The 15,713-nt window shown below is 58.9% G+C and carries 13 protein-coding genes; 8 read left to right on the forward strand and 5 right to left on the reverse strand.

All coding sequences use genetic code 11. The features are described from left to right. Positions 1 to 36: 36 nt before the first annotated feature. Entirely contained in the window at positions 37 to 1,302 is a 1,266-nt protein-coding gene (gene lysA, locus OLX72_RS09110) for a diaminopimelate decarboxylase (protein ID WP_114871495.1), read from the forward strand. 33 nt (positions 1,303 to 1,335) lie between these two features. After that, entirely contained in the window at positions 1,336 to 3,912 is a 2,577-nt protein-coding gene (locus OLX72_RS09115) for a TIGR02302 family protein (protein ID WP_433990310.1), read from the forward strand. 2 nt (positions 3,913 to 3,914) lie between these two features. Here OLX72_RS09115 and OLX72_RS09120 read toward each other — a convergent pair whose 3' ends face one another. Continuing rightward, on the reverse strand, positions 3,915 to 4,763 hold the full coding sequence (locus OLX72_RS09120; RefSeq protein ID WP_114871493.1) for a zinc-ribbon domain-containing protein: 849 nt from the start codon (positions 4,761 to 4,763) through the stop codon (positions 3,915 to 3,917). 197 nt (positions 4,764 to 4,960) lie between these two features. On the opposite strand from OLX72_RS09120, the gene OLX72_RS09125 reads away from it, so the two are divergent. The 6 genes from OLX72_RS09125 to OLX72_RS09150 all read left to right on the forward strand — a co-directional run bounded on the left by OLX72_RS09125 (position 4,961) and on the right by OLX72_RS09150 (position 9,195). Further along, the gene (locus tag OLX72_RS09125) at positions 4,961 to 5,638 is read left to right on the forward strand and encodes a cell division ATP-binding protein FtsE (protein ID WP_114871492.1); all 678 of its coding nucleotides are present in this window, start codon (positions 4,961 to 4,963) and stop codon (positions 5,636 to 5,638) included. Then, the gene (locus OLX72_RS09130) at positions 5,635 to 6,540 is read left to right on the forward strand and encodes a cell division protein FtsX (RefSeq protein ID WP_433990311.1); all 906 of its coding nucleotides are present in this window, start codon (positions 5,635 to 5,637) and stop codon (positions 6,538 to 6,540) included. Before OLX72_RS09125 ends, OLX72_RS09130 begins: the two co-directional genes overlap by 4 nt. Beyond that, positions 6,537 to 7,286 carry a lysophospholipid acyltransferase family protein gene (locus OLX72_RS09135; protein ID WP_433990312.1) on the forward strand — a complete coding sequence of 250 codons (750 nt, stop codon included), beginning with the start codon at positions 6,537 to 6,539 and terminating at the stop codon, positions 7,284 to 7,286. The genes OLX72_RS09130 and OLX72_RS09135 overlap by 4 nt, the downstream gene beginning before the upstream one ends. Next, a complete protein-coding gene (locus tag OLX72_RS09140) occupies positions 7,273 to 7,878 on the forward strand; it encodes a pyridoxamine 5'-phosphate oxidase family protein (protein WP_114871490.1) in 606 nt (201 codons plus the stop codon). Before OLX72_RS09135 ends, OLX72_RS09140 begins: the two co-directional genes overlap by 14 nt. A gap of 82 nt (positions 7,879 to 7,960) precedes the next feature. Continuing rightward, on the forward strand, positions 7,961 to 9,085 hold the full coding sequence (locus tag OLX72_RS09145; RefSeq protein WP_433990313.1) for a hypothetical protein: 1,125 nt from the start codon (positions 7,961 to 7,963) through the stop codon (positions 9,083 to 9,085). Next, a complete protein-coding gene (locus tag OLX72_RS09150; RefSeq protein WP_433990314.1) occupies positions 9,055 to 9,195 on the forward strand; it encodes a hypothetical protein in 141 nt (46 codons plus the stop codon). The genes OLX72_RS09145 and OLX72_RS09150 overlap by 31 nt, the downstream gene beginning before the upstream one ends. A gap of 18 nt (positions 9,196 to 9,213) precedes the next feature. Here OLX72_RS09150 and lpdA read toward each other — a convergent pair whose 3' ends face one another. The 4 genes from lpdA to OLX72_RS09170 form a co-directional block, all read right to left on the reverse strand. Next, on the reverse strand, positions 9,214 to 10,602 hold the full coding sequence (gene lpdA, locus OLX72_RS09155) for a dihydrolipoyl dehydrogenase (RefSeq protein WP_433990315.1): 1,389 nt from the start codon (positions 10,600 to 10,602) through the stop codon (positions 9,214 to 9,216). Positions 10,603 to 10,642: 40 nt separating this feature from the next. Then, positions 10,643 to 11,053 carry an MAPEG family protein gene (locus OLX72_RS09160; protein WP_433990316.1) on the reverse strand — a complete coding sequence of 137 codons (411 nt, stop codon included), beginning with the start codon at positions 11,051 to 11,053 and terminating at the stop codon, positions 10,643 to 10,645. Between the two features lie 121 nt (positions 11,054 to 11,174). After that, entirely contained in the window at positions 11,175 to 12,683 is a 1,509-nt protein-coding gene (gene odhB / locus OLX72_RS09165; RefSeq protein ID WP_433990317.1) for a 2-oxoglutarate dehydrogenase complex dihydrolipoyllysine-residue succinyltransferase, read from the reverse strand. 3 nt (positions 12,684 to 12,686) lie between these two features. Further along, entirely contained in the window at positions 12,687 to 15,650 is a 2,964-nt protein-coding gene (locus OLX72_RS09170) for a 2-oxoglutarate dehydrogenase E1 component (RefSeq protein WP_114871486.1), read from the reverse strand. Positions 15,651 to 15,713 lie beyond the last annotated feature (63 nt).

A 15,713-nucleotide genomic window follows, 5' to 3' on the forward strand; every position in this document is an offset into this window, starting at 1 on the left:
CCCGCTAAGGCGCTTACAATTCGGGTATGCCACGGCATGGATCATTTCTTGTATAAAAACGGCGTGTTGCATGCCGAAGACGTGCCGCTCAGCGAAATAGCGGCCACGGTTGGAACGCCGTTCTATGCGTATTCCACAGCAACGCTTTTGCGCCATTTCAGGCTGTTTGATGACGCATTGGCCGGCATGGACCATCTGGTCTGTTACGCCATGAAGGCCGCCAGCAATCAGGCGATATTGAAAACGCTGGCAAATGCGGGCGCGGGTATGGATGTCGTTTCGGGCGGTGAATATCTGCGGGCAAAGGCGGCGGGCGTGCCCGGCGACAAGATCGTGTTTTCCGGTGTCGGAAAAACCGCGGATGAAATGCGTATGGCGTTGACCGTTGGTATCCGGCAGTTCAACGTGGAATCCGAACCCGAAATGGCGCTGTTAAATTCTGTTGCGCTTGAGCTGGGAAAAATCGCGCCCATCACCATTCGCGTCAACCCGGATGTCGATGCCAAGACCCATGCCAAGATCGCGACGGGAAAATCCGAAAACAAATTCGGCATTCCGATTGCCCGGGCGCGCGACGTCTATGCAACGGCAGGCGCAATGCCGGGGCTTGATGTGATCGGGATCGATGTTCACATCGGATCGCAACTGGTCGATCTGGCCCCGTTTGAACAGGCTTATCTGAAAGTTGCCGAACTGACAGAACAACTGCGTGCCGATGGGCATGATATCCGCCGCCTTGATCTGGGTGGCGGTCTTGGCATTCCCTACGCCAGATCAAACGAGGCACCACCGTTGCCGTCGGAATACGGTGCGTTGATCAAGAAATGCGTCGGCCATCTGGGGTGCGAGGTGGAAATTGAACCGGGCCGCCTGATCGTGGGCAACGCCGGCGTGCTGGTGAGCGAGGTCATTTATGTCAAGTCGGGCGAAGGCCGTGATTTTTTGATCCTTGATGCGGCTATGAACGATCTGATCCGGCCGGCGATGTATGACGCCTATCATGATATCGTTCCGTTGCTTGAACCCGACGCAGCCGTTGAACAGCAGCCCTATGATATCGTCGGTCCGGTCTGCGAATCCGGTGATACGTTTGCAAAACAAAGAATGATGCCGCCACTGGATGCGGGTGATCTTGTCGCGTTTCGCAGCGCCGGCGCTTATGGCGCTGTCATGAGCAGCGAATACAATACCAGACCGATGATTCCCGAGGTTTTGGTCAATGGTGATCAATTTGCGGTTATTCGCTCACGTCCAACCTTTGACGAAATGATAAATCGCGATACCATCCCAGAGTGGTTGTAGCGCAGTTCCGCGTTTGCGCCACCGGAGAACGCGATGGCATCTTTTTCCCGCCATGAAATGCGCCGCAGTCTGAAAAGCCTGCGCTGGCCGGTGCGGTTGACCCAAAACGGTATGGTTGCTGAACGCGCACTGCGCAGTTTCTGGCCGTTCCTGTCGCTGTGTCTGGCGGTGATCGGTCTGTTGATGCTGGGCGTGCAGGACATGCTTGCGCTGGAAGTGCTGTGGGGCGGTGTCGTGTTATCGGCGCTGGGCGCGTTGGTTTTCCTGATGCTGGGCATCCGCAGTTTCGCGTGGCCCACGCGGGCCGAAGCGGTGGCAAAGCTGGATGCAACCCTGCCGGGACGGCCCATTCAGGCGCTGATGGATGATGCCGCAATCGGCGCGGATGATGCCAGTGCGATGGCTGTGTGGCGGGCGCATCAATCCCGGATGGCCGCACGCACCAAGGATGCGAAACCAGTTCAGCCCGATCTGCGTATTTCTCGGCGCGATCCGTTTGCTTTGCGATATGTCGCGGTACTTGTGTTTCTGGTCGCCCTGCTGTTCGGATCCGTCTGGCGGGTCGGTACGGTTGGCAATCTGGCCGGTGCATCGGCGGCGGTACCGAACGGGCCCACATGGGAAGGCTGGGTGGAACCGCCCCGTTATACCGGCCTGCCGACTGTCTATCTGAACGATATCACTGACCCGTCATTGCGCGTTGCACAGGGAAGTACGATAACCCTGCGCCTTTATGGTGAAGTGGGCGCGCTGAATGTGACCGAAACGGTTTCGCCGGCAATGTCCGATGTACCGGCTGAAGGGCAGGCATCACCGACCCAGGAATTTACTGTCACACGCAGCGGAAACATCACGATCAACGGTGAAGGCGGGCGCAGTTGGGCCGTCGATCTTGTCTCTGACACACCGCCGCAGATTGAAATCACCGGCCCGGCCGAAGCGTCTGCCGTTGGCGAAATGACCCTGCCGTTCGAGGCGCGCGATGATTACGGTGTGGAATTTGGAACTGCGCGGATCACGCTTGATCTGGACTCGGTTGATCGCCGTTACGGGCTGGCCGCCCAACCGGACCCGCGCGAGGCGATTGTCGTGCCATTGCCGACACCGATCACAGGGGACAGGCGCAATTACGCGGAAAGCCTGATTGAAAACTTTTCCCAACATCCGTTTTCCAATCTTCCGGTGATCGTCACGCTTAACGCCCAGGATGCGCTGGAACAGAGCACACAAGCCGCTGGCAAGCCGATGACCCTGCCGGGGCGAAGGTTCTTTGATCCGATGGCGGCCGCCGTTATCGAACAGCGGCGCGATCTTTTGTGGGCCGCTTCGAATGCGGGGCGCATCGCGCAAGTGCTGCGTGCGGTCTCGCACCGCCCCGATGAAGTGTTCCGCTCGGAAACCGCTTACCTGCGGTTGCGGACCATCCTGCGCCGGATTGAAGCGCTGGCCCCTTACGGTGTATCTCCAGAACAGCAGGATGAAATCGCCTTGGCGATGTGGGATCTTGCGATCATGCTGGAAGAGGGCGATTTGTCCGATGCGCTTGAAAGGCTTCGCCGCGCGCAGGAACAACTGGCCGAAGCGATGAAGAACGGCGCTTCCGATCAGGAAATCGCGGAACTGATGCAGGAACTGCGCGATGCAAGCGATGACTACATCCGCCAGTTGTCACGTCAGGCCCAGCAGGAAGGCGAGCAGAGCGACGAACGCCAGTCGGCCGAGAATTCCATGCAGATGACGCAGGATGACCTGCAAGCGATGATGGATCGCATTCAGGAGCTGATGGAACAGGGCCGTATGGCCGAAGCCCAGCAGGCGCTGCAAGAGTTGCAGCAAATGATGGAAAACATGCGTGTGACGCAAGGACAAGGGCAGGGTGGCCAATCGCCGGGCGAACAGGCGATGGAAGGGCTTGCCGAAACCCTGCGTGAACAACAGGGTCTGTCGGATCAGGCATTCCGGGATCTGCAAGAGCAGTTCAATCCGGGCGCGCAAGCTGGTGAAAGCCAAGGGAACGAAGGCCGAAATGGCGGGCAGGGCCGCGGCCAGAGCCACGAAGGACAAGGCGGCCAGGGTCAGGGGAATGGCGAAGAACAGGGCGACAATCAGGCCCAGGGGGCTGGCAGTCTTGCCGACCGCCAACAGGCTTTGCGTCAGGAACTGGGCCGTCAGCAAGGCAATCTGCCCGGCGCCGGAACACCCGAGGGCGATGCCGCGCGTGACGCGCTGGATCGTGCAGGGCGCGCGATGGACGGCGCAGAGGAAGCGTTGCGCGAGGATGATTATGCCGGTGCGATCGACCAGCAATCCGAAGCGATGGAAGCGCTGCGCGAAGGGATGCGCAATCTTGGCGAGGCAATGGCACAGGAACAACGCAACCAACCCGGTCAGGGCACTGCGGAAGGCAACCGTCAAGCGCAAAACCGCGACCCGCTGGGGCGCAATGCCGGATCAAACGGATCTATGGGAACCGATGAGGGATTGTTGCAGGGCGAAGACGTTTATCGGCGCGCGCGCGAACTGCTGGATGAAATCCGGCGCCGTTCGGGTGACGGGGATCGGCCCGATATCGAACTGGAATATCTGAAACGTCTGCTGGACCGGTTCTAACCTTAACCGCCCGCGCCGCCTGACGCTTTTTCATCCAGCCACTCAAGGATCGACGTGACATAGCCGTCAAGAACGACACGTCCGTTGTCCACCAGAATGACATAACTGTTCAGAGCAGGTTCCGCTTGCGGGACGGTTTCCGAGATTTTCGGCGCAAAAACGTAGATCACGGCCAATATCGCTGCGATCAGGATCGTCAGCGTAAAACCGCGACGGAATCCGCTGCGCTTGCGCATGATTTCGACGTCTTCGTAGACACCGGCATCGCCGATATCGGTCTGCCGGTCGCTTGCCGAGCGCAGGGTCGAATTGATTTCGTCGATGTCGGGAAGCAGATCGCGCCGCGATCCAAGCGCATCTGCCGCGTTGTCCGCAACAGGTGTTTCCGAGCCTTCGCCGCGCATCCGGGCCATCCGTTCGCGCGCTTCGCGAGACCGGCGTGTTGCGTCGTCTTCGGCGGCCTGCAAGCCCAGATCAGGCTGTGTTTCAAGGTTAGAGGATTTTTCGCTGCTGCGTTTTGATGCCTCGTGCGCGGCTTCCTGTTGCAGAATTTCGGCGACAGCAGGATCAAGATCCCGCCGCGGCTTTTCTTCGGCATCGGGTTTCGGTTCGGCACTTTCCTCGGGTTTTGTCTCGGGCTGGTCTTCCGGTTCGGGTGCTTGATCCTGTTCTTCGGCATCATCATCCGCCGTGAGAGTTTCAAGATCATCGTCCGTTGCCTGAGCGTGATCAGGGTGCGACTGGAACCAGGTATCGCCACAATTCGAGCACTGCACATCCCGCCCGTCCAGAGGTATCACCTCATCCGGGACTTCGTATTGCGCGCCGCAATTCGGGCAAATCAATCGCATTTTACTGCCTCATCCACTCGTGATGTCGCCTTTTAGCGTCTTGATCATCCTATATCTTGTAACAAGGCGCGAAAAAAGTGCAATAACCCGAGTTGGTGAAGCGCGTTTGCATATGATGCCAATTTGTCCATGTGGGGAATTGAAACTGCGCAGCGTGTCAGGCACAACACCGGCAGAAAACAAAGGCGGACGCACGCGTGATCGAGCTTGAAAATGTGGCCTATAGCTATGGTGGTGGTGAACTGCTGAGCGATATATCCGTCAAATTGTCTGCCGGATCGTTCCATTTTCTGACAGGTCCGTCCGGTGCCGGTAAAACAACGTTGCTCAAGCTGTGTTATGGGGCTTTGTTGCCCACGTCAGGCCATGTTCGCCTGTTTGATACGGATGTGCGCGCCCTGACGCGCGATGATGTGGCGATGCTGCGTCGCCGGGTGGGTGTCGTGCATCAGGATTGCCAGTTTCTGGATCATTTGTCGGTGTCTGAAAACCTGGCCTTGCCGCTGACCGTTTCAGGACGAGATGCCGCGGGCGAGGCAGAAAACCTGCGCGAGTTGATGCAATGGGTCGGATTGTCGAGCCGCGGCGATGCATTGCCGCCCGAATTGTCCGGAGGCGAGCGGCAACGTGCGGCCCTGGCCCGGGCCGTTATCATGTCGCCTGATGTTGTTCTGGCTGATGAGCCCACCGGAAATGTTGATTGGGAAATGTCGCAACGCCTGCTTAGGCTTCTTGTCGAGCTGAACAAGATGGGCAAGACGATCCTGATTGCGACACATGATCTTGCCCTGATCCGCGCTGCCAAAAGCGAGGTGCAGGCACGTGTCTTGCGTATTTCGAACCGGCGCCTGCAACTTGCGGGGGCCGATCTATGAAATTGAACAGCCGCGCCATTGCATCCTTGCTGACCGGTGATGTGCAGGCAGACCGTATCGTACCACCGACAGGATTTACGGCGCAGTTGACGATTTTCGTATCTGGCGCGATGGCCTTTCTGGTGGTTTTCGCCCTTGCGCTTTCGCTTGCTACGGGACGTTTGGCAGAACGATGGGGCAACGAACTTGCCCAAAGCGCGACGGTTCGCATAACGGCGCCCCAGGATCAGATGGCGGCGCAAACGGCGGCGGCGGTTCGGGTGCTGGAAACCACCGCCGGCATTGAAACCGTGCGCGTACTGTCGCTTGAGGAACAACAGGTTCTGCTGGCGCCCTGGTTTGGCCCGGATGTGCCGTTGGCCGATCTGCCGGTGCCGCAGTTGATAGAAGTGGTTCAGGACAAACCGGGATATGATGCGGCTGGTTTGCGATTGCGCTTGCAGGCCGAAGCGCCCGGTGCCGTTCTGGATGATCACACACGCTGGCGGACCCCGCTGGTTCATGCGGCCGACAGGTTGCGTTTGTTGGGGTGGGTTTCGATTGTCTTGATCGGGTTGACGATGGCGGCGATGATTACGCTGGCCGCCAATGCCGCGCTGGCCGCGAATGCGCAATTGATCGCCGTACTTCGGCTTGTCGGGGCAAAGGACAATTACATTGCCAAAGCTTTTGTGCGCCGGTTCACCTTGCGTGCTTTTGTCGGCGCTTCAGCCGGTATGATCCTTGGCCTGGCTGCTGTTTTCCTGTTGCCGTCCGCATCAGATGAAGGCGGATTTTTAACCGGGCTAGGCTATCAGGGGCGGCACTGGCTTCTTCCCATGGTGATCCCTTTTGCCGCTGCCGTTGTCGCCTTTAGCGCGACACGTTTTGCGGCACAGCGCACGTTGGCGGAACTGGCATGAGCGGTATTGCATTTGCCATCCAATGGGTCCGGTCGCTGCTGTTTGTGGGTCAAATCTATCTGATGATGCCTGTCATCGGGCTGGTCTTTGCGCCTTGGGCCATGTTCAGCCGGAATGGCGCGCGGATTTGTTGCAAAACCTATTCCCGCTGGGTGTTCTGGACGGCAAGCTGGATGGTCGGCATCAAAACCGAAGTGCGTGGCACCCCGCCAACAGGCGAAACGCTGATTGCATCCAAGCATCAGTCCTTTCTGGATATCATGATGATTTTCACGGCACTACCGGCTGCTAAGTTCATCATGAAAAAGGAAATCTTGTGGACTCCGATCATCGGGCAATATGCGCGGTTGCTGAACTGCGTTGCGGTGGATCGCGGCAAACGCGGTGCCGCGATTGAAAAAATGGTAGCAGATGTCGCGTCGGGCCAGCAGGAAGCGGGGCAGTTGATCATCTATTCGCAAGGCACACGGATCAAACCGGGGGTCAAGGCGCCCTACAAGGTTGGAACCGGCGTCTTGTACGAGCAGTTGAACCAGCCCTGTGTGCCGGTGGCCACCAATGTCGGTGTTTTATGGCCGCGAAAAGGCATCATGCGATACCCCGGCGTTGCGATCGTCGAATTCATGGAACCGATTGCGCCGGGTTTGCGCCGGGATGTTTTCATGGCGAAACTGGAACATGACGTGGAAGCGCGATCAGACGCGCTGATGGGCGAAGCGGGGTTTGATCCTGATGGAGTACATTAAGGACATTGATGCGCTTGAGGCACTTTACGGTGAGCCCGGCGCAGTTTCCCTGCGCAAGGTCACGCCCGGTCTGACGCCGCTTTATCGCAAATGGATCATGGCATCGCGTTTGTGCATTCTGTCCACGGTCGGACCGGACGGAACGGATGGCAGCCCGCGGGGCGATGACAGCGCGGTGGTGCAGGAACTGGATGCCAGAACACTGGCCATGCCCGACTGGCGGGGGAACAATCGGCTGGATACCCTGCGCAATATCGTCAGTGACGGACGGGTTTCGCTGATGTTCTTGGTTCCCGGTTCCAATAACGTGATGCGTATCAACGGGCGGGCACAGCTGACCACTGATGCAACGCTTCGGGCCCGTTTTGACAAAGGTGGACGGCAGCCGGCGACGGTGATCGTTATCTCAATACACGAGGTTTACAGCCAGTGTGCGCGCGCGCTGTTGCGGGCAGACATCTGGGGCGGCGCAGATGACAGCGCGGATCTGCCGACGATCGGCCAGATCATGGCTGAGATTACCGACGGGGAAGAAGGCGGTGCAGCCTATGACGATGCGTGGGCCGCACGTGCCGCCAAGACGATGTGGTAGCCTGACACCGCAGTTGTTGCCCGATTTCCTGCTTTGCCCTAGCCTTGCAGGCAGGATGCGTTAAGCGAAACGGGGGGTTGCAATGCGGTTTTTGTATATATGGCTGGTTCTGAGCTGTACGGCGGCGATGATCCGCCCCGTTGCGGCGCAGACATCGCAGCCTGATGATCTGCTGACACTGGCGAAAGGCGCGATCCTGCTGCCGTCCGATCATGATCCGACAGCCGGCCTTGCCCTGACCGATGGCGATCCGTCCAGCACATGGAGCATGAGCACCAAGAAAAACCCGTTGCCCTATTCCTTTGTCTTTGAACTTCTGTCCCCGGCCCTGTTGACCAAGGTAGGTATTCACGGTGCCGGCCCCCGGCCCGGCGGTGTCGCGGGTGGTTCGGCCAAGGATGTGTTGATTGAAGGTTCCGCAGACGGCCCCGAAACCGGATATGTCGAACTGGCGCGTTTCAGCGCGGCCGAGGACGGGGCGACATTGGCAGATGTAACGAACACCACACCGATGCGCTGGCTGCGCGTTACCGTGGAAAGCGCACAATCGCCGGATGCCGCGTTTCTGTACTTTGCCGAAGTGATTGCGCACGGGGAATTGACCGTGCCTGATGATGTGGACCGGTTTACCGGCGTGTTTCAGACCGGGCGCAAGAATTTCGTGGAACTGGTGCAGGCGGATGATCTGATCCTTGGGTGTTTCACGGACAATAGCGGGCTTAGCACGGGTACGGTAACCGGATCGGTGGTTGACGGGGTTGCGCTGCTGTCGTGGCGGTCCGATCAGGGGATCACCGGCACGGCATTCCTGACGGTCGACAACACAGGCGCCCTCGCTGGTGTCCGATACCGCCAGCGCAGCCGGTCGGTCTGGGCCGGACCGGTCGCGCCCGAAGGCACCACGACGCCGTGTAGCCCGACACCTGCAGCAACTGAAACAAGCGCGCCGCCCGATCCGATCGTGACGGCATTAGAGACCGAAGGGGTTGCGCGCCTTTACGGCATCTATTTCGAGGTGGACAGCGATGTTCCCAAACCATCTGCCACCGGCGCATTGGAACGGTTGCTGGCCGCGCTGACGGCTGCGCCCGACCTTGTTGTGGATATAGAAGGGCATACGGACAGCGATGGCGAAGATGCCTATAATCTTGACCTGTCAACCGGCGCGCGCAAAGCGTGGTCAACTGGCTGGTCGGCCAAGGCATAGACGGCGCCCGGTTGGGGCCCGTCGGCAAAGGCGAAACGGAGCCCGTAGCCAGCAATGACACGGCAGATGGCAAGGCGTTGAACCGCCGCGTCGATATCCGGCGGCAGTAAACCCGCGCGCCGGTCCGCTTACATGTGGATCGGCCCGTCGCCGCAGGCCAGAGCGGCTTCGCGCACAGCCTCGGAGTAGGTGGGATGGGCGTGGCATGTCATCGCCAGATCCTGCGCGGATGCGCCGAATTCCATGGCAACACACACCTCGTGGATCAGATCACCGGCAGCGGGGCCGATGATATGCGCCCCCAGAATGCGATCGGTTTCCTTGTCTGCCAGAATTTTGACGAACCCGTCGCCCGCAAACACCGCCTTGGCGCGCGCATTGCCCATAAAGCTGAACTTGCCCACCTTAAAGGCGCGTCCCTGTTCTTTCAGGCTCTCTTCGGTTTCACCAACATTGGCCACTTCGGGATGGGTATAGATCACACCGGGAATGACACCGTAATTTACATGCCCGTGTTTGCCCGCCACCGTTTCCGCTGCGGCCATGCCTTCGTCTTCGGCCTTGTGCGCCAGCATCGGGCCGGCGATGGCATCACCGATGGCATAGATACCTTTGACATTGGTCTGCCAGTGTTCGTCGGTCTTGATCATGCCGCGCTCGGACATTTCGACGCCCAGTGCATCCAGCCCCAGACCGTCCGTATAGGGTTTGCGCCCCGTTGCCAGCAGCACGGTATCGGCGTCAACCACGTGTTCACTGTCATCCTTGCGCAGTTTATAGGTCACCTTGGCCTTGGTCTTGGTCGCCTCTGTCTTTTGAACGGCGGCGCCCATGATGAATTTGATCCCCTGTTTGCCCAGCATCCGCTTGAACACTTTTTGCACTTCGCTGTCCATGCCGGGCGTGATCGCATCCAGAAATTCGATCACTGTCACCTCTGATCCCAGACGGGCATAGACGCTACCCAGTTCAAGGCCGATCACACCCGCGCCGATCACCACCATTTTCTTGGGCACCTTGCCCAGTTCCAGCGCGCCGGTCGAGGTGACAACCACCTTTTCATCCACGTCGACACCCTTGAGCGGGGCCGGTTCCGATCCGGTTGCGATGATGATGTTCTTGGCCTCGTGCACGTCATCGCCCACCTTGACCTTGCCAGCCTCGGGGATGCTGCCCCAGCCTTTCAGCCAGTCGATCTTGTTCTTCTTGAACAGGAATTCGATGCCTTTGGTGTTGGTATCAACCGTGCTTTGCTTGTAGGCGAGCATCTGTTTCCAGTCGACTGACGGGCTTTTGCCCTTAAGCCCCATCTCTGCGAAATTGTGTTCGGCCTCGTGCAGCATATGGCTGGCGTGCAGCAGGGCCTTGGACGGGATACAGCCGACGTTCAGGCAGGTGCCGCCCAGCGTATCGCGCCCTTCGACGCACGCCACCTTTAGGCCAAGTTGTGCACAGCGGATGGCGCAGACATAGCCGCCGGGGCCCGAGCCGATGATGATCACGTCATAAGATGCCATTGGTTTATCCTTTGATTTTGGGGCGGTCGGACCGCCCGAATTAGATCAGCGCCGCGAACAGCATGAATGTCGTGGCCAGAAACCCCACCGCCCAGATCAGGCTGCGCCAAGGGCTAAGGCCAAATGCATAGGCCGGAATGTAGGCGATCCGTGCGACCAGATAAACCCATGCGCAACTGGCCGTGAAAGGGGTGGATTGATCTGTAAGGGCGATCACCACGCAGGCGATGGTGAACAGGATCAACCCTTCGAAATGGTTGTTCAGGGCGCGGATCAGGCGGCCCGTCGGGACGCTGACCTGATCCTGCAAATCACCGCCCAGGCGATGGCGATCCCGAGGAGACAGCGTCTTGCCCGGCCCCAGTTCGATATTCGTAGGCACCGCCATCAGGACGTACTGAACGACCTGAAGCAGGGCAGCGAGGGTGAGGACAGTGAGTTCGAGGGTCATTGGCCTTGACCCCTTGCCGATGCCCGCACGGGTTGCGCCCAACCGCTTCTTCCCGGCAGGCACATTTTTCGAAACTGGCGGGCGAATGTGTCCCTATGTCTCTCGCCGCGGATCAAAATGATCACAAATCCATCAGCAAGCGGCGCGGATCCTCGATCAGTTCCTTGACGCGGACAAGGAACGTGACAGCGCCCTTGCCGTCGATGATCCGGTGGTCATAAGACAGTGAAATGTACATCATCGGGCGGATCACAACCTCGCCGGCGATGGCCATCGGGCGGTCTTGAATCTTGGCAAGGCCAAGAATGCCCGATTGCGGCGGGTTCAGGATCGGGGCGGTCATCAGCGAACCGTAAACGCCGCCGTTCGAAATGGTGAATGTGCCGCCCTGCATTTCGGCCATGGTCAGCTTGCCATCACGCGCGCGTTTGCCTTTTTCGCCAATGGCTTTTTCAATGTCGGCAAACGACATCTGATCGACATCGCGCACAACTGGCACCACAAGGCCGGTGGGTGTGCCAGCAGCCACGCCCATATGCACATAGTTCTTGTAGATCACGTCGGTGCCGTCGATTTCGGCGTTCACCTCGGGAATTTCCTTAAGCGCGTGGCAGCACGCCTTGGTGAAGAACGACATGAAGCCCATGCGCACGCCGTGTTTCTTTTCAAACGAGTCTTTGTATTCCTTGCGCAGTGCCATCACCTCGGTCATGTCGACCTCGTTAAAGGTGGTTAGGATCGCGGCGGTGTTCTGTGCCTCTTTCAGGCGGCGGGCCATTGTCTGTTTCAACCGCGTCATTTTCACACGTTCTTCGCGTGCGGCATCATCCGCGGCAGATGGCGCGCGGGACGGGGCAGCCGCCGGCGCAGGCGCGGCTGCGGCGCTGGTGCCCGCGGCCAGTGCCTTGGCCACATCTTCTTTCATGATCCGCCCGTCGCGGCCCGTGCCGGTAACGGCGTCGGCGCTGATCCCGGCTTCGGCCATGGCCTTTTTCGCCGAGGGTGCGTTTTCCACATCCTTGCCGGATGCGGCGGGGGCTGCGGGCGCGGCAGCGGGGGCCTCAGCGGCAGGCGCGGCGGCTGCGCCTGAACCGGAAATCACGGCGAGTTTTGCCGAAGCATCCACGGTGCTGCCTTCGGGGGCGACGATTTCGGCCAGAACACCGGCGGCGGGGCTTGGCACTTCGACGCTGACCTTGTCTGTTTCCAACTCGCACAGCATTTCATCCTGCGCGACAGTATCGCCCATGGCCTTGAACCATGTGCTGACGGTGGCTTCGGTCACGGATTCGCCAAGGGTGGGCACCATCACATCGGTTGTGCCGCCGCTGTCTTTTGGCGCGGCGTCCGCAGCTGGTTTTTCAGCAGGGGCGTCGGATTTTGCGGCACCTTTGCCTTCGTTCAATGTGGCCAGCAGGGCGTTCACCCCCACAGTATCGCCTTCTGCGGCAACGATATCACCCATTGTACCGGCCGACGGGCTGGGCACTTCGACGGTGACTTTGTCGGTTTCCAGCTCGCACAGCATTTCATCGACAGCGACAGCATCACCGGGCTTTTTGAACCAAGTGGCCACGGTTGCTTCGGTCACGGATTCGCCCAGAGTCGGGACGCGGATTTCGATTGTCATGGTTTATTTTCCTTCAATAGTCAGCGCGTCGTTCACGAGGGCTGCTTGCTGGGCTTTGTGCTGAGAGGCGAGGCCGGTGGCGGGGGAAGCCGCAGTGGCGCGGCCCACATAGACGGGGCGTTTGTGCTTGGCCTTGATCCGGCCCAGAACCCATTCGATATTCGGTTCCATGAACGTCCACGCGCCCTGATTTTTCGGTTCTTCCTGACACCAGACCACTTCGGCCGATTTGAACCGTTCCAGTTCGTTAACCATCGAAATCGCCGGGAACGGATAGAACTGTTCGACCCGCAGAAGGTAAATATCGTCGATCCCGCGCGCATCGCGTTCTTCCAGCAGATCAAAATAGACCTTGCCGGAACACAGCACGACACGTTTGATCTTGTTGTCCGGCTTCAGCTTGGTATCGGAATTGCCGTGCTGCGCATCGTCCCACAACACGCGGTGAAAGGACGATCCTTCGGTGAATTCTTCGGCTTTGCTGACGGCCATTTTGTGACGCAACAGCGATTTCGGCGCCATGATGATCAGCGGTTTGCGGAAAGACCGGTGCACCTGTCGGCGCAGGATGTGGAAATAGTTCGCAGGCGTCGTGCAGTTTGCCACGATCCAGTTGTCCTGTCCGCACATTTGCAGGAACCGTTCCAGGCGGGCCGACGAATGTTCCGGCCCCTGGCCTTCGTAGCCATGTGGCAGCAGGCACACCAGACCGGACATGCGCAGCCATTTGCTTTCGCCCGAGCTGATGAACTGATCGAACATGATCTGTGCGCCGTTGGCGAAATCGCCAAACTGCGCTTCCCAGATGGTCAGCGCGTTGGGTTCAGCCAGGGAATAGCCGTATTCGAAGCCAAGCACCGCGTATTCGGACAACATCGAGTCGATGACTTCGTAATGCGACTGGCCTTTGCGCACATGGTTCAGCGGGTAATACCGTTCTTCGGTGTCCTGATTGATGAAACCGGAATGGCGGTGGCTGAAGGTACCGCGCGTCGCATCCTGACCGGACAGGCGCACCGGATAGCCTTCGGTCAGCAACGATCCAAAGGCCAGCGCCTCGCCCGTGGCCCAGTCAAAGCCTGTGCCAGAGTCAAACATCGCCTTTTTGCTTTCCAGCAACCGGCCAACGGTTTTGTGCAACGGAAAATCAGCGGGCGCGGTTGTCAGGGCCTTGCCGACCTCTGCCAGTGTTTTCGCGGGAATTGCGGTTTCGCCGCGCACGTAATCTTCTTTGTTGCGGCCCAGATGCGACCAGCGCCCATCCAGCCAGTCGGCTTTGTTGGGCTTATATTCCTTACCCGCTTCGAACTCATCGTTCAGAAACGCCTGAAAGGCGGTTTTCATATCCTCGATTTCGCCTTCGGGGATCAGGCCGTCCTTGACCAGACGTTCGGTGTAAAGCGACAGAGTGGTTTTGTGGGTCTTGATCTTCTTGTACATGATCGGGTTGGTGAACATGGGCTCGTCGCCCTCGTTATGTCCAAACCGGCGGTAGCAAAAGATATCCAGAACGACATCCTTGTGGAACTTCTGGCGGAATTCAGTGGCAACCTTGGCCGCGTGCACAACCGCTTCGGGGTCATCGCCGTTCACGTGGAAAATCGGTGCTTCGACCATCAGGGCGATATCGGTCGGGTACGGGGACGAACGCGAAAAATGCGGTGCCGTGGTGAACCCGATCTGGTTGTTCACGATGATATGCATCGTACCGCCGGTCTTGTGCCCCTTGAGGCCGGACAGGCCAAAGCCTTCGGCGACAACACCCTGACCGGCAAAGGCCGCATCTCCGTGCAGCAGGATCGGCAGAACCTTGATGCGTTCCTTGTCGTTCAGCTGGTCCTGTTTGGCGCGGGCCTTGCCCAGCACCACGGGATTGACCGCCTCAAGGTGGCTTGGGTTGGCTGTCAGCGACAGATGGACCGAGTTGCCGTCAAATTCACGATCTGATGACGCGCCAAGGTGGTATTTCACATCGCCCGATCCGTCGACATCTTCAGGTTTAAAGCTGCCACCCTGAAATTCGTTGAAAATCGCGCGGTAGGGCTTTTGCATGACGTTGGCCAGCACCGACAGACGGCCGCGGTGGGGCATGCCGATAATGATATCGCGCACACCCAGCGCGCCGCCGCGTTTGATGATCTGTTCCATCGCGGGGATCAGGCTTTCGCCGCCGTCCAGACCAAAGCGTTTGGTGCCCATGTATTTGACATGCAGGAATTTTTCAAAGCCTTCGGCCTCGACCATCTTGTTGAGGATCGCCTTGCGGCCTTCGCGGGTAAAGCGGATTTCCTTGTCCAGCCCCTCGATACGTTCCTTCAGCCAGCTGGCTTCTTCCGGATTTGAAATATGCATGTATTGCAGGGCAAACGTGCCGCAATAGGTGCGTTTCACAATTTCCACGATCTGGCGCATCGACGCGATTTGTAGGCCCAGAACATTGTCGATGAAAATCGGGCGATCCATATCGGCTTCGCTGAAGCCGTAGGATTTGGGATCAAGTTCGGGATGCGCCGCCATTTCGCGCATGCCCAGCGGATCCAGATCGGCCACCAGATGGCCACGGATACGGTAGGCGCGGATGATCATCAGGGCGCGGATACTGTCCAGCACGGCACGTTTGATCGCATCTTCGCTGACTTTGGCACCGGTTTCGGCGGCTTTGGCGGCAATCTTTTTACCTGCGCCATCCGCTTCGGCGGGCGGCGCGGGCCATTCACCGGTCAGTGCCGATGTCAGATCGTCATTGGGGGCCGGGGGCCAATCCGTGCGCGCCCAGGACGGGCCGGATGCTTCTTTCTTGATGTCCAGATCGGCATCGCCCAGAGCCTTGAAAAACTCGGCCCAGGCTGCATCGACCGCGTTCGGGTCGTTGGCATATTGCGCGTAAAGCTGTTCCAGATATTCCGAATTGTGCCCCTGCATGAACGAAGAGGCGTGGAACTGGTCGTTGGTGGGTTGTTCGGTCATGTCTGGACCCCAATTCAAAATATGTGGACACGAAAATTCAAACCCGCCCCGCATGCTGCGGAA

The sequence above is a fragment of the Sulfitobacter sp. TBRI5 genome, assembly GCF_051013555.1.
GTDB lineage: Bacteria > Pseudomonadota > Alphaproteobacteria > Rhodobacterales > Rhodobacteraceae > JL08.